Raw genomic sequence first — 16,965 nt, 5'->3', positions numbered from 1 at the left:
CTATCGCGCCCCCCCCCACCCCCAGCTATATAGTAGAAAATTTATCAGCTAAACGTTACCCCTTGCGTGGTAAACCCCGCCCACCCTGTTTCCCCTGACCTCCACCGCGACCGGGGCCGGGGTCCTGGGCGCGGCCGAGCGGCTTTTCGGGGCGCGCGGCTACGCGTCGACGACCGTCCGCGACATCGCCGCGGACGCCGGGGTCAGCGTCGGGACCGTGATGGCGGTCGGCGACAAGGCCGCGATCCTGGTCGAGCTGTTCGACCGCCGGATCGCCGCACTCCACTCGGCCAGGGACACACAGGGGGCGCCCGCGGCCCCGGGCCGCCCCGTCGACGAGGTGCTGACCCTGTTCGCGCCGTTCGTCGAGGTCTTCACCGCCGACCAGGACCTGGCCCGCCACTACGCGGCCGCGCTCGTCTCCGGCCGGCACCGCGCGGGCGTCTTCGACGAGCTGGCCGGGGTGCTGCGGCGCGAGATCGCCGACGTCCTGACCCGGCACGGGTTCACGCGCCCGGCGGCGGAGCGCGCCGCGACGGCGGTCCACCTCGCCTATCTCGGCACGCTGTTCATGGGCGCGGGGAGCGGCACCGACGACCTCGGAGGTCCGGTCGAGGACCTGGTCGCGGCCGTGGAGTTCATCATCGAGAACCGAGAGGGGAACCCGTCATGAACCTGAGCCCGGACCCGTGGTGGCCGCAGGCGGTGCTCGCGGGCGTGCTCGCCGCGGACGCCCTGATGTCCGTGCGTCCGCCCGCGTTCATCCGCGCCTGCCTGAGCGGGGTGGGGTTCCCGGAGGACTGGTGGTGGTCCCTCGTCGCGATCAAGCTGCTCGCCGCCACGGGCCTGATCGTCGGCCTCTCCTCCGACGGGGTCGGCGCGGCGGCGAACGCGGGCGTCGTCTGCTACTTCCTGGCGGCGTCCTACGCGCACGTCCGTGCCCGGTTCCTGCGCTCGGAGTTCTGGGTCAACTGCCTGGGCATGCTGGCCCTCTCCCTGGCCGCGCTCGCCCTGTCGTACGGCGGCTGACCGGCCGGGCACGCCACGGAATGGCCCAGTGCACCCGCCCTGATGTGGCCCATGGTTCAGGGCCACATCACCGGCAGACTGAGGGCATGACGACAGACCACGCCCCGCACGCCGACCGCACCCGAGTGGACTTCTGGTTCGACCCCGCCTGCCCGTTCGCCTGGATCACCTCGCGCTGGATCCTCGAGGTGGAGCCGCTGCGCGACCTCGACGTCCGCTTCCACGTGATGAGCCTGTACCTGCACAACGAGGGCAACGAACTGCCCGACTGGTACCGGGACCTGGTGAACCGCTCGCTCGGCCCGGTGCGGGTCGCCGTCGCGGCGGCCGAGCTCCACGACGACAAGATCCTGCGCGACCTGTACACGGCGTACGGCACCCGCATCCACCAGGACCGCGCCGAGGACTTCGACCAGGTGACGGCGGAGGTGCTGGCCGAGCTGGGGCTGCCCGCGGAGCTGGCCTCGGCCGCACACTCGGACACGTACGACGCGACGCTGCGGCGCAGCCACGACGCCGGGACCGACCCCGCGACGGGCACCTACGTCGGAACGCCGACGCTGCACCTGGACGGCACCCCGTTCTTCGGGCCCGTGCTCGGCGCGATCCCGCGCGGCGCGGAGGCCGCCGAGGTGTTCGACGCGGTACGGGTCCTGGCCCGGCAGCCGCACTTCTACGAGCTGAAGCGCGAGCGGACGGGCAGCCTGGACTTCTCCTGAGCGGGCCGGGGCCGAGCGGGGCGCGGGGGTCAGCGCACGACGTCGAAGACGTTCATCTGGATCCCGTTGGAGTACGCCTCGTGCTCGACGAGCTTCAGCTTCTGGGCGTCCTTGTCGGTTTCGCTGAAGAGGCGCTTGCCGGCGCCGAGCAGCACCGGGAACACGAGCAGGTGGTAGCGGTCGATCAGCCCGGCGTCGGACAGCGCGCGGTTCAGGGTGGCGCTGCCGTGCATGATGATCGGCCCGCCGTCGGTCTCCTTCAGGGCGGCGACCTCGTCGAGGGAGCGCAGGATGGTCGTGTCGCCCCAGTCGGACACGAGGGCGTCGTCGGTGAGCGTGGTGGAGACGACGTACTTCGGCAGCGGCTTGTAGTCGGCGAACTCCTCCATGGCCGGCCACACCGGGCTGAACGCCTCGTAGCTCGTCCGGCCGAACAGCATGGCCGAGGCCTCCTTCTGCTCCCGCCCCTTGATCTCGTAGGCCTCCGGGACGAACTCGATGTCCTTGAAGGTCCATCCGGCGTTGCGGTAGCCCGCCTCGCCGCCGGGCGCCTCCACGACGCCGTCCAGGGAGACGAAAGCGGTGCTGATGAGCGTGCGCATCTGTGTGTCCTCGATCTTCTCTGGCCTCGCGGTGCCCGGCGGCCCCGCTGTCTCGCTGTGTCACTCCTACGACCCGGGCCCGCCGGAAAACTCATCGCCTGAAGGCCCACCTTTTCACCGCGCGGCGGTTCAGGTCAGTCGAGAAACCTGGCGATCAGGTGGTTCGTCGCCTCCGGGAGCGCGGGCGGCAGGGCGTGGTGGGCGATCCCCGGGAGCACCTTCACGGTCGCCTCGGGCATCGACTCCCGTGCTGTCGCCGCCAGTTCACGGGCGTCGTGCACCTTGGCGGCTCCGGCGAACAGGATCAGGGCCGGGGACGTGAAGGCGCTCAGGGCGTCGGGGGCGGGGCGCGGGCCGGTCGCGGGACGCAGGGCGGGGAAACGGGCGGCCGCCTCCTGGAGCGCCAGGCAGTCGGGGTCCAAGGTGTCGGCGCCACCGCTCTCCCACTCCAGGAACGCGCGGACGCGGCGGGGCGTCGGCCGCAGGAGCATCGGCAGGGCGCGCAGGAGGTAGACGGGCCGGAAGCCGGCGAAGCACTGCGTCGGGTCGAGCAGGACGAGGCGCCGGGTACGGGCGGGGGTACGCAGGGCGTGGTGCAGGGCGATCCAGGCACCGTAGGAATGGCCGATCAGGTCCACTTCCGCGCTCCCGAGCCCCAGTCCGTCGAGGACCGATCCCAGCCAGCCCATGAGGTCGTCGAGCGTGCGGGGGCCGCGGCCGGGATCGGGCACGCTGCGGCCCGGGGCGCCGATCAGGTCGACGGCGTGCACCCGGCGTGTAAGGGACAGTGCGGCGGCCTGCGCGTACCAGGGGGCGGAGGTCGCGCCTCCGCCGCCCGGGAGCAGGAGGACGGGCGGACCGTCGGCGGGACCACATACGTTCACGTGGGTGGCGCCGAACGGGGTGGGGACGGTGACGGAGCTGTGCGGTGCGGGCCACTTGCCGAGGACCCGTTCGTACGCGGCGCTGAAGACGGCCGGGTCGTAGGCGTGCGGGTGGGGCGTGTCGTGGACGGCGGCGCGTGGACTCATGGCGGTACAACCCCCTGATCTGCGGTCGAGCCGATGCCTTCTCGGGCCACTGCCTCGCTCGACTAATATCTCGTCGAGCGAGATGGTTGCTGAGCGAGATGATAGTCGGAGGTGGCGCCCGTGTCCGAGTCGAGGCCCGCGGGGTCCGAGCGGGAGATCGTGCACCTGCTGCGCGCGGTGGTCGTCGAACTGGGGCTGCACAGCGCCCGGTTCGCCCGGGAGAACGGCATGCACCCCACCGATGTGCGGGCCCTGATCGCCCTGATGGACGCCGCGCGCGCGGGCGAGGAGACCACGGCCGGTTCCCTGGGCGCGGCGCTCGGCCTCAACTCGGCCGGGACGACGGCGCTGGTCGACCGGCTGGAGCGGGCGGGGCACGTGCGCCGCGAGCGCGGGGAGCGGGACCGCCGCAAGGTGACGGTCGTCGTCGACGAGCAGGCGGTCGCGCTCGGCCAGGCCCACTTCGGCCCCCTGATCCAGCGGACGACGGAGCTGCTCACGACGTACGACGAACACCAACTGGACGCGATCCGGGGCTTTTTGGAGGGCGTGCGGAAGACGGCGGCCGCTGACGGCTAGGGCCCTTCTTCCCGATCAGGCTGGATCAGGGAGCAGGACCGCGGTCGCCCCTCCGGGACTCGACGGCGTGGTCCATACTCTGAGTCCGTCCGTCTACCGGGGAGCGTCATGACAAGCAGGTTCACCGAGTTGGTCGTCGACTGTCACGACCCGGAGGCGCTCGCGGCCTTCTGGTGCGCGGTCCTGGACTTCAAGGTGCTCGAACAGCGCGAGGACCTCGTCGAGATCGGTTCCTGGGCGCCGACCGTGGAGGAGGTCCGGGCGCGCCAGATGCCGCCGACCCTGGTGTTCATCCGGGTGCCCGAGGGCAAGGAGTCGAAGAAGAACCGGCTGCATCTCGACGTCAGCCCGATCGACGGCAGCACCGAGGACGAGGTGGCCCGGCTGCTCGCGCTCGGCGCCGCCAAGGCGGACGTCGGACAGGGCCCGGACCGCAGCTGGGTGGTCATGACGGACCCTGAGGGCAACGAGTTCTGCGTGCTGCGCACGCTGGCCCCGTAGCGGCACTAGTCCGGATCGCCCGGGCCGCGCAGGAGTTCGCGGGCGCGGGCCACGGCCAGGAGGTCCTCCTCCCGGCCTCGCCGGGCGGCGAGTTGCAGGCCGACCGGTGCTCCCTGCGGGGTGCGGCCCGCCGGGAGGCTGATCGCCGGATGGCCGGTGATGTTGAACGTCCAGGTCAGGGCCACGCTCAAGGTGGGCCCGGGGCCCTCGTGGCCGTGCGGCGGGTTCGGGGTGACCGGGGTGGCGATCAGGTCGGCCGGGGTGTGCGTGAAGACGGCGTCGACCTGATCGGTGAGTCCGGCCGCCTCCCGGCGGGCGCGGGTGACGCGCTCCGGGTCCCCGCCGCGCAGGCCGCGCCAGCAGTCGGCGGGGTCGGTGAGCCGGACCGGGGCGTCGACGGATTCCAGCGCCCCGGACGCGGTCAGCGCGTACAGCAGGGTCCGGGCCGTAGCGGCGATCGCCTCGTCCGTGGCGGCGAAGCCCAGGGTCGGGGACCAGATCGTGCGCAGGGGGCGGTGGGGCGGGGCCAGGCCCGGAAGAGTCGTGGTGCCGGCGAGGGCGTCGAGGTACGCGGCGGCGTCGGCGGCCGTGCGGGCGAGCGGGCCCGCGATGTTGAGTCCGGCGCGGTCCCGGGCGGGCACCCGGCCGTTGGTGGGCTTGAGGCCGATGACTCCGCACCAGGCGGCGGGGATCCGCACGGACCCGGCGCCGTCGCTGCCGGTGGCGACCGGCACGAGGCCCGCCGCCACCGCCGCGGCCGAGCCGGCCGAGGATCCGCCCGGGCTGCGGTCCGGGTCGAAGGGGTTGAGCGTGGGGCCGCGCGGGGTGTCCCCCCAGGTCTGCCACGCGGTGCCCGGCCCCGGCGTGGAGGTCGTGCCCACGGGGACGCAGCCCGCCGCCACGAGCAGCCGGGTCTGGTCCGAGGCCAGGCCCTCGGTGCCCTTGACGGCGAGCGGCACCCCGGCCAGCGGCAGCCGCTCGCCCGCGGCGATGCGCCGATCCACCTCGGCGGCCCGCTCCCGCGCGGCGGCCGGCAGCAGGCCGGTGAAAGCCCGCAGTCCGTCGCGCAGGGCGATGCGTTGCAGGGCCGACTCGGCGACGGACCGGGCCGACACGTCACGACGCCTGACGGCCTCGGCGATCTCGCATGCGGTCGCCGAGGCCGTCAGAGCCGTGTGTGCTTCTGGAAGTCCGGGCATCGCCCCAGCCTAGAGGGCGGGTGCCGTGGGTTTCTGGCGGTCCGTCACCTCACGTCGTAGGCACGGGTGACGGTCTGGGTGACCTTCGCGCCGTCGGCGTCGGCGAAGTGCGCCTTGAGCATGACCTGCTTGCCCGTGGCACCGGTGTGGTCGAGCACGGCCGTCCAGCGGCCGTCGTGCCGCTCGACCGGCGCCTCGGTCCAGGTGGCGCCGTCGTCGTACGAGTACGCGAGGGTGGCCTCGGTGATCTCGGCCGGGGTGTATCCGGCGTGTCCCTCGACGGAGAGGCCGACCTTGACACCGCTCTCGGCGGGCAGCGTGTTCATGCCGTCCACCGGGACGTCGTACGCCGGGAAGAGCATGGGCAGGCCGCGCGAGTAGACGTCGTCCTCGCGGTGGGAGCGGAAGCCCCAGGTGGTCGTGGCGGCGGTGGAGCGCAGCCAGTTCCGGTCGCCGGAGAGGATCTTCCCGAGCGTCTGGGTGAGCTCGTAGTCGGCGGCGTCGTCCGGCACCTTGAAGGCACCGTACGGGTCGATGCGCGTCCCGATGACCTCGCCGTCGCGCTTGAGCTCCAGCTTGCCGAGGTCGCCGAAGGAGCCGCCGTAGGTCCAGTGGTCGTCCGAGCTGTCGTTCCACTGGGCCGTCTGGAAGCCGATCATGTCGGCCTGGCGCTCACCGGTGAGCATGAGCTTGCCGTCCGCGTCCCGGGGCGCGGTCGGGCGCAGCGGGCCGCCGTACCACTCCTCGGTGCGCCGCTGGCCGGCGCTGTAGGTGCGCTCCTGGTCGCCCATGAACGCGGCGAAGGGGAAGCTCGTCATGGCGCCGTGGTACCAGCGCTCGTCGCCCGTCGTGTAGTAGGCGGTGCGGGTGACGGGCACGTGGACCTTGCCGTAGGGGCTGACCGCGATGAGGCCGGCGCTACCGGGGCGCCGCACCCACAGCGCGTCGAGGTAGTCGGCTTCCTTGCCCAGCGCGTGCCACTTCTCGGTGACACGGGCCAGTTCGGCGTCGCGGGGCCGCAGTTCGCGGTCGGAGCGCAGCGGGCCGGACATCGGGAACGACAGGTTGTAGACGTACGGCTCGCCGTCCTCGGAGCCCTCGGCGCGGAAGGTGGGACGGAACTCGAAGGCGCCGTCGTCGGCGCGGCCCTCGACGTCCGCGAAGAAGTCCTGCACGGAGGCGTCCGTCAGGAGCGACGCCGAGACCTGCCAGATGTCGTCCCACGAACGGGCGTAGCTGAGCGCGGTGTTGCCGATCTTCGAGGGCCGCTCGGTGCGCAGGCTCAGCCGGTGCGCGGTGCGGGCGTCGAGGACGACGGTCGTGTCACCGGCGATGTGCAGCTGGGGGCGGCCGAGGTAGCTGACCGACGTCACCGTCTTCATGTCGTCGGCGTAGGTGGACACGAAACTGCTGATCGCGTAGTCGCCCGGACGGACCTGGAAGGTCTGGTCCTGCGCGCCGCCGTTCGTGCGGCGCTCGCCCTTGTCGGTGTCGAGGCTGACGACGTCGAGGGAGGATCCGCCCGCGGCGGGTTCGCCGTCGCGGTCGACGACCTTGACCCGGAGCGTGACGGTCTTCGGCTGGATGTACGCCGTGACCGGGACGGAGACGTGCGCGCCGTCGCCCGTGGCGAGAATTCGGCCGGTGACGGCGCCGTACTGGTGGTCCTCCAGGTGTGCGGTGGGGTCGACGCGGACCGGTACGTCGACGGTGTCGCCGGCCGGGACGGTGACGTTGCCGCCGGGGATCTCGAAGACGCCCGAACGGACGGCGCTGCCGTCGTTGCCGTGCACCCCGTCGACCTTCAGGTCCAGGGTGACGGCCTTGCCGGTGGTGTTCGTGAAGGGCACCGTCACGGTCGTGCGGTCCGACGGGCTCTGCGGCCAGTCGAAGCTGCCGCCCTGCACGGCCGGGGCCGCGACGACCTTCTGGTGGACGGCGGCAGCGACGTCCAGCACGCCGCTGCCGGTCTCGTCGGCGCCCGGGACGGTGTCGCCGGTCCGGGCCGAGGAGACGAGCGCCGCCTTGATCTGTTGCGCCGTCCAGTCGGGGTGGGCCTGCCGGACGACGGCGGCGGCGCCCGCGACGTGCGGGGTGGCCATGGAGGTGCCGGACATCGTGCGGTACGCGTAGACGCCGCGGCCGCCCGCGCTCGCCGCGGAGATGCCGACGCCGGGGGCGGCGATCTCGGGCTTGAGCGTGTGGGTGACGGCGACGGGGCCGCGGCTGGAGAACTGCGCGGTCGAGTCGTCGCGGTCGACGGCGCCCACGGTCAGCACGCCGGGGACGCAGCCGGGCGAGGACACGGTCTCCGCGCCGGGGCCCGCGTTCCCCGCGGCCACGACGAAGAGGCTGTGGGTGTTGCGCGAGAGGGACTTCGCGGCTTCGGAGACGGGGTCGGTGCAGTCGCCGACGGCGGGGTTGCCGAGGCTCATGGAGACGACGTCGGCCTTCTGGTCGACGGCCCACTGCATGCCGGCGATGACCCAGGACTGCTGGCCCGAGCCGCCGTCGTTCAGCACCTTGCCGATGAGGAGCGAGGTGCCGGGGGCGACACCCTTCTTCTTTCCGTCGCTCGCGGCGCCCGACCCGCCGACGGTGGACGCGGTGTGGGTGCCGTGGCCGACCTTGTCGTCGGTGGAGGAGGAGTCGGTGAAGTTCTGGGAGGAGGCGATGCGGTCGGACAGGTCCGGGTGTTCCGCGTCGGCGCCGGTGTCGAGGACGGCGACCTTGGTGCCCTTGCCGTCGTAGCCCTCGGCCCAGGCCTCGGGAGCGCGCACCTGGGCGGTGGAGCGGTCGAGGGTGCCCTTGACCTTGCCGTCCAGCCAGAGCTTCTCGAGCGCGGCACCGGTACGGGTCCGGGGCGAGCTGACGTCCTTCCAGAAGGCGGTGGCGTCCTTCTTGTCCGCCGCGAGCGCGACACCGTCCACGGCGGGCAGGTCGACGACGTGCTCGGCGCCCTCGGGGACGGCGGCCTGCGTCCCGACCGTCGCCCCGGAGCGGAAGGTGGCGATCAGCGGCAGCGTCTTGGTGTGCGCGTCGTCGTACCCCTGGCGGATGAGTCCGGTGACGTTGAACAGCTGCTCGTCGACCGTGCCGTCGGCTATCGCCCCGGCGGCGCTCTCGGGGTGGACGTAGAGGTCCTTGCCCCGCTGGTAGGTCTGGATCGTGGGCCGGGTGCCGTCCTCGCGGGGCAGGACGCTCGCGCTGCTGCGGCCGGCGGAGTCGGTGACGACGAGTACCCGGTCGCCGGTGACGAGCGTGACCGTCGAACGCTTCCCGCCCTTGGCCGCGGTGCCCGTGTCCCCGAGGACGTGGCGCGTCGCCGGGTTCCCGCCCGGTGGTCCGGCCGCCGCGGTGGAGGCCGCCACGCCGGTGAGGGCGAGGGCGGCGACGGACGCAGCGCCCAGAACTGCATGTCTGTGGGGACGCATGGATCTCCCTGTTCGAAACCGTGAGCACACCATCGTGCGGTCGCAGCGTGGCAGAGATCCGAGGGGGTTCAGGGGTGGCGGAGGTGGCGGGTCCGCCTCATGTCGGAATCCCGACACGAGGCCGTACCGGAGCGCCGGGCTCCGGGCGCGTCCGCCGCCCGGGTCAGAGCCAGCCGGCGCGGGCGGCGTGCCAGCCCAACTGGAGGCGCGAGTCGGCTCCGGCGAGGTCCATCAGGCGCCGCGTGCGCCGTTCCACGGTGCGTACCGACACACCGAGCTGCGCGGCCGCCCGGCGGTCGGAGACTCCCGCCAACAGCAGAGCCAGCACAGCGAGTTCGCCTTCGGTGGGATCGTCCGGCGACTCCTCCTCCACCCGCACGCCGCCGGCGGCGACGCGCAGGGGACGCGCCTTCTCCCACTCCCGCTCGAAGAGGTGGACGAGCGCGCCCAGCAGGCCGCTGCGGTGGACGACGATGGCGCTCGGCTCACCGTCGGAATCGGTCATGTCCAGCGGCACCATGGCCCGTTCGCGGTCGGACACGAGCATCTTCAGGGGCAGGGTGTCGGCCAGCCGCAGTTCGAGACCGGCCGCGAGGCCGGCGTGCACGTCCCCCAGGACGCCGTCCCCGTCGAGGTAGTCCTGCGCGGCCACGGCCCGGAAGGCGACACCGCGCTCCAGCGCGAACGACTCGGACACGTCGGCGTCGGCCCGACGCACCGCCCTGGGCTCGCCGACGAGGAAGGTGAGCAGCTCCTGCTGGGCGCCGCGCTGCAACTGGTGGAATCGGTGCGCCACCTGTTCCACGCCGACGACGACCTCGACGACGCCGCCCGCCGGGTGCGCGACCGCGCTGCGGTACTGCTCGGTCACCATCGAGAAGGCGGTCTCGGCGCGCTGGAGCGCGTTGCGCTGCTCGACGAGGAAGGGGGCGAGCGCCACGGACGGCGGAGCCAGCCGGTACCCGGCCGGCGAGCGCTCCCCCTCGGACCCGTCCCACGCCGTCGCGGCCGCCGCGTCGACCGCCACCAGTCCGCGCAGTGCCAGATCGTCCAGGACGCGGATCACCTCGGACTCCGTCAGCACGGTTCGTCTGACGAGCTCGGTGACCGAGGCCACCGGCCGTGTCAGCAGCGCGGTGTACACCGCTTCCTCGTCCCGGCTCAGTCCCAGTTCCCGCAGCATCCGCTCCCCTTTCCGGCGGCACCATAACCCGGGCGGCGGAGCCTCCCCGGTTGATAGGCAAGTGGACACTTGCCTATGCTGGGTCGCGTGGCCGACGACCTGTTCAAAGCCCTCGCCGACTCCACGCGGCGCACGATCCTCGACGAGCTCACCGAGCGGTCGGGGCAGACCCTGTTCGAGATATGCGCACGGCTGAGCATGAAGCACGGGCTCGGCCTGTCGCGGCAGGCGGTCTCCCAGCACCTGGCGGTGCTGGAGTCGGCCGGACTCGTCAGGACGCGGCGGGAGGGCCGCTACAAGTACCACGACCTGGACACGGCGCCGCTGCGGCAGATCACCCAGCGGTGGCCCGTGCCGACCACCTCGTCCCGGACGGGACCCACCCCGGAGGAGAGCAGCTCATGAAGATCCACCTGACCAGCGTGTTCGTCGACGACCAGGCCAAGGCCGAGCACTTCTACACCGAGGTCCTCGGCTTCGTGAAGAAGCACGACGTGCCCGTCGGCGAGACGGACCGCTGGCTGACGGTCGTCTCCGCCGAGGAGCCGGGCGGCACGGAGCTGCTGCTGGAGCCCGCCGGGCACCCGGCCGTGAAGCCGTACCGCGACGCCCTGGTGAAGGACGGCATCCCGCTCGTCCAGTTCGCCGTCGACGACGTCCACGCGGAGTACGAGCGGCTGCGGGCCCTCGGCGTGCACTTCACGCAGGAGCCCCTGGAGATGGGTCCGATCACCATGGCCGTCCTCGACGACACCTGCGGCAACCTGGTCCAGATCGCGACCGAGCCGAAGCCTTAGCCCCCGAGAACGGCCCCCGAGAACGCCTCTGGGAACGCCCCGGAAAAAATTTTCGAGAAAGTCCGCAGGTGATGTCGAGACGCCGTGGGCTGCTTCGTCCCAGGGGTGCAGGCGGCCACAATGGCCGCACCGGAACCGAGGAGAAGACCATGGCCAAGTACCTGCTTCTGAAGCACTACCGCGGCGCCCCGGCCCCGCTCAACGACGTCTGCATGGACCAGTGGACGCCTGAGGAGATCTCGGCGCACATCCAGTTCATGCGGGACTTCGCGGACCGGCTGGAGAAGACCGGGGAGTTCGTCGACGGGCAGGCGCTCGCGCCGGAGGGCGCCTGGGTCCGGTACGACGGAGAGGGCCGGCCGCCGGTCACCGACGGTCCCTTCGCGGAGACGAAGGACCTCATCGCCGGCTGGATGGTCATCGACGTGGACAGCTACGAGCGCGCCGTCGAGCTGGCCGGGGAGCTGTCCGCCGCACCGGGCGCCGGCGGCAAGCCGATCCACGAGTGGCTGGAGGTGCGTCCGTTCCTGACCTCCGCGCCCGACGCCGACGCGTGCCACGGGTGACGTCCTCGATGGACGAGCGCCTGCTGCGCAGCCTCACCCCCGAGGTCCTCGGGGTCCTCGTCCGCCGCGGAGCAGACTTCGCGGCGGCCGAGGACGCCGTGCAGGACGCGCTGGTCGAGGCGTTGCGGGTCTGGCCCGCGGACCCGCCGCGCGATCCGAAGGGCTGGCTGGTCACGGCGGCCTGGCGGAAGTTCCTCGACGCGACACGGTCCGAGGCGGCACGGCGGCGGCGCGAGGACCGGGTGGAGGAGGAGCCGCCGCCGGGACCGGCCCCGAGCACGGACGACACGCTTCAGCTGTACTTCCTGTGCGCGCACCCCTCGCTGACGCCGGCGTCGGCGGTGGCACTCACCCTGCGGGCCGTCGGCGGGCTCACGACCCGGCAGATCAGCGAGGCCTACCTGGTCCCCGAGGCGACCATGGCGCAGCGCATCAGCCGTGCCAAGCGGACGGTGTCGAAGGAACGTCTGGACCGGCCCGGGGACGTGGCGACCGTGCTGCGGGTCCTGTATCTCGTTTTCAACGAGGGGTACTCGGGCGATGTCGACCTCGCGGCCGAGGCGATCCGGCTCACCCGTCAGCTCGCGGCGGTGGTCGACCACCCCGAGGTGTCGGGGCTGCTGGCACTGATGCTGCTGCACCACGCGCGGCGCGCCGCCCGCACCGCTGCGGACGGCGCCCTGATCCCGCTCGCCGAGCAGGACCGCACGCGCTGGGACACGACGGCGATCGCCGAGGGCATCACGATCCTGCAGTCGGCGCTGGCCCGGGACCGGCTCGGCGAGTTCCAGGCCCAGGCGGCCGTCGCGGCGCTGCACGCGGACGCGCAGACGGCGGAGGAGACGGACTGGGTGCAGATCGTCGAGTGGTACGACGAACTGGTGCGGCTGACCGGCAGCCCGGTGGCCCGCCTCAACCGCGCGGTCGCGGTGGGCGAGGCGGACGGGCCCCGCGCGGGCCTGGCCGCGCTCGCCGAACTCGATCCCGCCCTGCCCCGGCACACCGCCGTCGCGGCGTACCTGCACGAGAAGGACGGCGATCCGGGCACGGCGGCGCGCTTGTACGCGGAGGCGGCGCACGCCGCGTCGAACCTCGCGGAGCGCGACTATCTGACCCGCCAGGCCGCCCGGCTGAACACCGCGCTCAGGAAGAGCTGAAGGCACGCAACCCGCGCCGCGGGGAAGAGTGGTGACGCCTTGTCAGGCGGCGGCGCGCCGGTTGCGGCGGACCAGCACCGCCACCGCCGTCGCGATCCCGCCGATGAGCAGGCCGACACCGGTGAAGATGAGGGGCAGCAGCCACAGCGAGACGAACCCGTCGATCTTCGCGTCCTCCGGCGAGTCGGCGCGGTACAGCACGTCGACCCGCTCCCCCAGGTCGTAGGCGGGCGGGTTCGAACCCATGGAGCTGCGGAACGTGGTCGCCCGGCCTTCCCGCGTGATGAACTCGACCACCGGGTGGGCCGTGGGACCGCTGCGGGAGCGGCTCCTGCCCGAGTAGCCGCCGCCCCCGGCGCTCCACTCCAGGGAGACCACGGTGCCCCGGGCCTGCTCGGCCGAGGTCACGTACGAGAGCGAGACACCGCCCATGACGAGTCCGATGACGAGGAAGAGCGCTCCGAACGCGATCGCCCCGAAGGTGATCCACCAACCCGCGCCGCGCCCGCGTCGCCGATCCTTCATGTCCTGCCTCTCGCTCGTGGGGGCCCGCGGTACAGCTCGTGGGGGAACTCACGGGAGGGTGGACGTTATCGCAGCAGGTCAGGGCCGTTCGACGGCGCCCCTCCCGCAATTCGCTCGCCCCGGTCCCGCGCGGCTCCTACGTTGGGTCCATGAGCGGGGAACACATCGTCGGTCTGGCCGGGCTCGTGGTCGTCCTCGCGGGTCTGACGGCCTGTGCGCTGATTCTGCGGAGCGGCTCGATCCTGCCGCCGCCCCGTCCGCCGGATCCCCTGTGCGGCGGCTGCCTGCACGGGCGCTCCGAGCACTGGAAGGCTTCCGGTCGCTGCGTCCACGAGGACGGTGATCCTCGCGAGGGCAACGACAGTTACGGCAGCGGCCCGTGGACGTGGTCGAAGCCTCCGGTGTGCGCGTGCCCGGCCTTCCGCCCCCGGACCCAGGCTTCTTGACGGCGCGTCAGGAAGCGGGCTCCGCGTCGTCGAAGCGGGCGCGGTGCTCGTGGATCTCGTCGTGGTGGGTGCCCGCCCAGTCGATGAGCGCCGTGACGGCGGCGATGAGGGAGGCGCCGAGCGGGGTCAGTTCGTACTCGACGCGGGGCGGCACCTCCGCGTAGGCGGTCCTGGTGACCAGGCCGTCGCGGCGGAGCTGGCGCAGGGTGTGCGTCAGCATGCGCTGGGAGATGCCGGGGACGGAGCGCTGCAGGTCCGTGTAGCGCAGCGGGCCCGCGTGGAGGGCGCTCACCACGAGTACGGTCCACTTGTCGCCGGCGCGCTCGACGATCTGCCGGATCGTCTCGCCCTTCTCGGCGGGCCACGCGGCGCACGGTCCCGTCGGCGCGGCGGGCCTCGCGGGGTGCCGGTCCTCCATGTCGTGCCCGTCCTTCCTGGTCATCGTTCCGCACACGCGTGTGCCTTTTGTACGCCTCCCCATACTGACGCACCATGGGGTTACGCACCAGCGGTATGAATCCAGATCAGAGGCGCTTCACCGGGCGGAACCGGACCTGCGCACACTCCGCTGAGCGACCCCAGCCTCAGGAGGAGACCCCGTGACCATGCGTGCCGCAGTCGTGTCCCGTTTCGGCGGACCGGAAGCCATCGAGATCGTCGAGACCGCGGTGCCCGCGCCGGGCCCCGGCCAGGTACTGATCCAGGTGGCCGCCGCCGCGCTGAACCCGGTGGACGCCGCCACCCGCGCGGGTGTCTTCGGCGCCCGGGGCGACCTGACCGGCCTGGGCTGGGACGTCGCGGGGACGGTCGGCGCCGTCGGCGAGGGCGCGCCCTTCGCGGTCGGCGACCCGGTGTTCGCCCTGTTCACGGGGCACCACAAGGAACTGGGCACGCACGCCGAGCAGGTCGTGCTGGACGCCGGGGCGGTGGCCCGTGCGCCGAAGAGCGTGGACGCCACACACGCGGCGACGCTGCCGCTGAACACCCTGACCGCCGCCCAGTCCCTGGACCGGCTCGGTCTGCGACCCGGGCAGCGGCTGCTGATCACGGGCGCGGGCGGCGGCGTCGGCGCGCACGCCGTGGAGCTGGCCGCGCACCGCGGCCTGGAGGTCACGGCGCTCGGCCCGGACCACGCGGAGGACTTCCTGCGCTCGCGCGGTGCCGCGCACTTCCTGCCGCGCGGCACGGAGCCCGGCGCCGGCGCCTTCGACGGCGTGCTCGACGCGGCCGGGCTGGGCGCCGACGCGCTGAAGGCGGTCCGCGACGGTGGGGCGTACATGGGCCTGTGGCCGGGGCAGGAGCCCGCGGCCGAGCGCGGCGTCGTCGTCCAGGCGCTGAGCGTCGAGGCCGACGGCCCGCTCCTGGCCGAGCTGGCCCGGCTCACCGACGAGGGCGTGCTGCTGCCGCGCGTCGCGCGCACCTATGCGCTCGACGAGGTGGCCGAGGCGCACACGCGTCTGGCGGAGGGCGGCCTGCCGGGCCGTCTTGTCCTGGTCCCCTGAGTCCGCCCCGCTGAAGGTGCCCCCGGGCCCGTTACCGCCCCGCGGGCTACGCGCGGACCGGTGCGGGCTCGGGACGTTTGGCGTGGCGGCCGTCGCCGGAGGAGCGTCCGGTGACGCGGCGCCAGGCCCAGGGCCCGAGGAAGGATCCCGCCCAGGCGAGATCCAGTGCGGTGCGGCGCCAGGCGGGCAACGGCGGCATCGGTGGCAGCGGGTCCCGCCAGGACGCGTCGCTGCCCGGCAGCCCGAGCGCCTCCGCCGCGGCGCGGGCGATCCGCGCGTGACCGGCCGGGGAGGCGTGCAGCCGGTCGGCGCTCCACATCCGCGGGTCGACGGCCACGGGAGACCCGGACGCGTCGACGACGGTGACGCCGTGCCGCGCGGCCGCCTCGCGAAGGCGCCCGTTGAAGTCGGTCAGGCGCGGGCGCAGCGCCGAGAGCGCCGGCGTCAGACGGGTGAGGTCCGGGAACGTGAACGTGAGCACGTGCGCGCCCGCGTCCGTGAGCTCCGCGAACATGGCCTCGACCTCCGCCGCGACGGGTTCGGGCCGGAAGCCCGGCCGGACCACGTCGTTCATGCCGGCCATCACCGACACGAGGTCGGGCCGCAGCGCGAGGGCCGGGCCGAGCTGCCCGGCCCGGATCCGGGCAGCCTGCAGGCCGCGCACGGCGAGGTTGGCGTAGGTGAACTCCGGCTCGGCGTCCGCCAGTTGTTCGGCGAGCCGATCGGCCCAGCCCCGGTACCCGGAGGCCTCGTCACCGTCCCCGAGCCCTTCCGTCTGGGAGTCGCCGATCGCGACGTAGCGCAGGTACGTGGTCATGAACCCACACCTTACTCAACTAATTGATTACTCCTCTAGTCCCGTATTGCTCGCCCCCTACTGTCCCCTCTCCGTCGCGGGCCCCGGACAGCCCACCGGCCCGCGCCGCCATTGGTGGGCGGAGGCCCGCGGGCCTACGGTCGAAGGCACATCGCCGCCTCGGAGGAGAGCACCCATGTCGAAGATCCTTTTCGTGATGACCGGCGCCGACCACTGGACCCTGGCCGACGGCACGCGGCACCCCACGGGATTCTGGGCGGAGGAGGCCGTCGCGCCGTACGAGGCGTTCAAGGCGGCCGGGCACGAGATCGTCGTCGCCACGCCGGGCGGGGTCGTGCCGCCGGTCGACCGGGGCAGCCTGGCGCCCGAGTTCAACGACGGGCAGGAGAACGCCGACCGCGTGGCCGCCACCCTCGACTCGATGACCGAACTCCGGCACCCGATCGCCCTGACGGACGTGGACCTCGCCGACTACGGCGCCGTGTACTACCCCGGCGGCCACGGGCCGATGGAGGATCTGGCCGTCGACGCGGACTCCGGGCGGCTGCTCACCCGCGCGCTGGACTCCGGCAAGCCGCTCGGCGTGGTCTGCCACGGACCGGCGGCCCTGCTCGCGGCGACCCGGGAGGACGGCACGAACGCCTTCGCGGGGCACATGGTGACCGCGTTCACGAACACGGAGGAGGAGCAGGCGGGCCTCGCGGCCCAGGCCGAGTGGCTGCTCCAGGACCGCCTCACCGAGGCCGGAGTGAACGTGCAGGAGGGCGAGCCGTGGGCGGCGAAGGTGGTCGTCGACGGCCGCCTCGTCACGGGCCAGAACCCGGCCTCCGCCGAGCCGGTCGCCATCGAACTCCTCAAGCTGCTGGGCTGAGCCGCAG

The 16,965-nt window shown here is 73.0% G+C and carries 20 protein-coding genes and 1 pseudogene; 13 read left to right on the top strand and 8 right to left on the bottom strand.

Going from position 1 to position 16,965, the window contains the following annotated elements; translation table 11 throughout:
* Positions 1-85 precede the first annotated feature (85 nt).
* The 4 genes and pseudogenes from ACFW9D_RS11630 to ACFW9D_RS11615 all read left to right on the top strand — a co-directional run.
* Positions 86-208, top strand: a pseudogene (locus ACFW9D_RS11630) (helix-turn-helix domain-containing protein); the annotation flags it as partial.
* Between the two features lie 9 nt (positions 209-217).
* Entirely contained in the window at positions 218-673 is a 456-nt protein-coding gene (locus ACFW9D_RS11625) for a hypothetical protein (RefSeq protein WP_384620547.1), read from the top strand.
* A complete protein-coding gene (locus tag ACFW9D_RS11620; protein ID WP_188340686.1) occupies positions 670-1,029 on the top strand; it encodes a DoxX family protein in 360 nt (119 codons plus the stop codon). Before ACFW9D_RS11625 ends, ACFW9D_RS11620 begins: the two co-directional genes overlap by 4 nt.
* An 86-nt stretch (positions 1,030-1,115) precedes the next feature.
* A complete protein-coding gene (locus tag ACFW9D_RS11615) occupies positions 1,116-1,748 on the top strand; it encodes a DsbA family protein (RefSeq protein ID WP_384620545.1) in 633 nt (210 codons plus the stop codon).
* A gap of 29 nt (positions 1,749-1,777) precedes the next feature.
* Here ACFW9D_RS11615 and ACFW9D_RS11610 read toward each other — a convergent pair whose 3' ends face one another.
* Complete coding sequence (locus tag ACFW9D_RS11610) at positions 1,778-2,350, bottom strand: dihydrofolate reductase family protein (protein WP_384620542.1); 573 nt, start codon at positions 2,348-2,350, stop codon at positions 1,778-1,780.
* Between the two features lie 134 nt (positions 2,351-2,484).
* Positions 2,485-3,381, bottom strand: a complete 897-nt coding sequence (locus tag ACFW9D_RS11605; protein WP_384620539.1) for an alpha/beta fold hydrolase — start codon at positions 3,379-3,381, stop codon at positions 2,485-2,487.
* A 120-nt stretch (positions 3,382-3,501) separates the two neighbouring features.
* Between ACFW9D_RS11605 and ACFW9D_RS11600 the strand changes: the two genes are divergently transcribed.
* Both ACFW9D_RS11600 and ACFW9D_RS11595 read left to right on the top strand, forming a co-directional pair.
* Positions 3,502-3,960 (top strand): MarR family winged helix-turn-helix transcriptional regulator, encoded by a 459-nt coding sequence (locus ACFW9D_RS11600; RefSeq protein WP_384620536.1) that lies wholly within the window; start codon positions 3,502-3,504, stop codon positions 3,958-3,960.
* 108 nt (positions 3,961-4,068) lie between these two features.
* The gene (locus ACFW9D_RS11595) at positions 4,069-4,461 is read left to right on the top strand and encodes a VOC family protein (RefSeq protein WP_384620533.1); all 393 of its coding nucleotides are present in this window, start codon (positions 4,069-4,071) and stop codon (positions 4,459-4,461) included.
* 5 nt (positions 4,462-4,466) lie between these two features.
* On the opposite strand, the gene ACFW9D_RS11590 is transcribed toward ACFW9D_RS11595, so the two are convergent.
* From ACFW9D_RS11590 to ACFW9D_RS11580, 3 genes are all read right to left on the bottom strand, one after another.
* On the bottom strand, positions 4,467-5,660 hold the full coding sequence (locus ACFW9D_RS11590; RefSeq protein WP_384620530.1) for an amidase family protein: 1,194 nt from the start codon (positions 5,658-5,660) through the stop codon (positions 4,467-4,469).
* Positions 5,661-5,704: 44 nt separating this feature from the next.
* Complete coding sequence (locus ACFW9D_RS11585; protein WP_384620528.1) at positions 5,705-9,094, bottom strand: S8 family serine peptidase; 3,390 nt, start codon at positions 9,092-9,094, stop codon at positions 5,705-5,707.
* A gap of 163 nt (positions 9,095-9,257) precedes the next feature.
* The gene (locus tag ACFW9D_RS11580; RefSeq protein WP_384620525.1) at positions 9,258-10,277 is read right to left on the bottom strand and encodes a TrmB family transcriptional regulator; all 1,020 of its coding nucleotides are present in this window, start codon (positions 10,275-10,277) and stop codon (positions 9,258-9,260) included.
* A gap of 87 nt (positions 10,278-10,364) precedes the next feature.
* Between ACFW9D_RS11580 and ACFW9D_RS11575 the strand changes: the two genes are divergently transcribed.
* The 4 genes from ACFW9D_RS11575 (at position 10,365) to ACFW9D_RS11560 (ending at position 12,797) form a co-directional block, all read left to right on the top strand.
* Positions 10,365-10,682 carry a helix-turn-helix transcriptional regulator gene (locus ACFW9D_RS11575; protein ID WP_188340677.1) on the top strand — a complete coding sequence of 106 codons (318 nt, stop codon included), beginning with the start codon at positions 10,365-10,367 and terminating at the stop codon, positions 10,680-10,682.
* Positions 10,679-11,074, top strand: a complete 396-nt coding sequence (locus ACFW9D_RS11570; protein ID WP_188340676.1) for a VOC family protein — start codon at positions 10,679-10,681, stop codon at positions 11,072-11,074. Before ACFW9D_RS11575 ends, ACFW9D_RS11570 begins: the two co-directional genes overlap by 4 nt.
* Before the next feature lie 149 nt (positions 11,075-11,223).
* A complete protein-coding gene (locus ACFW9D_RS11565; RefSeq protein ID WP_188340675.1) occupies positions 11,224-11,640 on the top strand; it encodes a YciI family protein in 417 nt (138 codons plus the stop codon).
* Between the two features lie 8 nt (positions 11,641-11,648).
* Positions 11,649-12,797, top strand: coding sequence for an RNA polymerase sigma factor (locus tag ACFW9D_RS11560; RefSeq protein ID WP_384620522.1), 1,149 nt, complete (start codon positions 11,649-11,651; stop codon positions 12,795-12,797).
* Between the two features lie 42 nt (positions 12,798-12,839).
* Here ACFW9D_RS11560 and ACFW9D_RS11555 read toward each other — a convergent pair whose 3' ends face one another.
* Positions 12,840-13,322: a DUF3592 domain-containing protein gene (locus ACFW9D_RS11555; RefSeq protein ID WP_384620519.1), complete on the bottom strand. Its 483-nt coding sequence runs from the start codon at positions 13,320-13,322 to the stop codon at positions 12,840-12,842.
* 149 nt (positions 13,323-13,471) lie between these two features.
* Between ACFW9D_RS11555 and ACFW9D_RS11550 the strand changes: the two genes are divergently transcribed.
* Positions 13,472-13,768: a hypothetical protein gene (locus ACFW9D_RS11550; protein WP_188340672.1), complete on the top strand. Its 297-nt coding sequence runs from the start codon at positions 13,472-13,474 to the stop codon at positions 13,766-13,768.
* Between the two features lie 7 nt (positions 13,769-13,775).
* On the opposite strand, the gene ACFW9D_RS11545 is transcribed toward ACFW9D_RS11550, so the two are convergent.
* On the bottom strand, positions 13,776-14,210 hold the full coding sequence (locus ACFW9D_RS11545) for a winged helix-turn-helix transcriptional regulator (protein ID WP_384620517.1): 435 nt from the start codon (positions 14,208-14,210) through the stop codon (positions 13,776-13,778).
* Positions 14,211-14,373: 163 nt separating this feature from the next.
* Here ACFW9D_RS11545 and ACFW9D_RS11540 point away from each other — a divergent pair, with 163 nt between their 5' ends.
* A complete protein-coding gene (locus ACFW9D_RS11540; protein WP_384620515.1) occupies positions 14,374-15,270 on the top strand; it encodes an NADP-dependent oxidoreductase in 897 nt (298 codons plus the stop codon).
* Between the two features lie 46 nt (positions 15,271-15,316).
* Here ACFW9D_RS11540 and ACFW9D_RS11535 read toward each other — a convergent pair whose 3' ends face one another.
* Positions 15,317-16,087 (bottom strand): SGNH/GDSL hydrolase family protein, encoded by a 771-nt coding sequence (locus tag ACFW9D_RS11535; protein WP_384620512.1) that lies wholly within the window; start codon positions 16,085-16,087, stop codon positions 15,317-15,319.
* 175 nt (positions 16,088-16,262) lie between these two features.
* On the opposite strand from ACFW9D_RS11535, the gene ACFW9D_RS11530 reads away from it, so the two are divergent.
* Complete coding sequence (locus tag ACFW9D_RS11530) at positions 16,263-16,958, top strand: type 1 glutamine amidotransferase domain-containing protein (RefSeq protein WP_384620509.1); 696 nt, start codon at positions 16,263-16,265, stop codon at positions 16,956-16,958.
* Positions 16,959-16,965 lie beyond the last annotated feature (7 nt).

This window comes from Streptomyces sp. NPDC059524 (assembly GCF_042749255.1).
GTDB classification, from domain to species: domain Bacteria; phylum Actinomycetota; class Actinomycetes; order Streptomycetales; family Streptomycetaceae; genus Streptomyces; species Streptomyces xanthii.
Note: the sequence above shows the minus strand (reverse complement) of the source record. Positions and strands in the feature narration are given on the sequence as shown.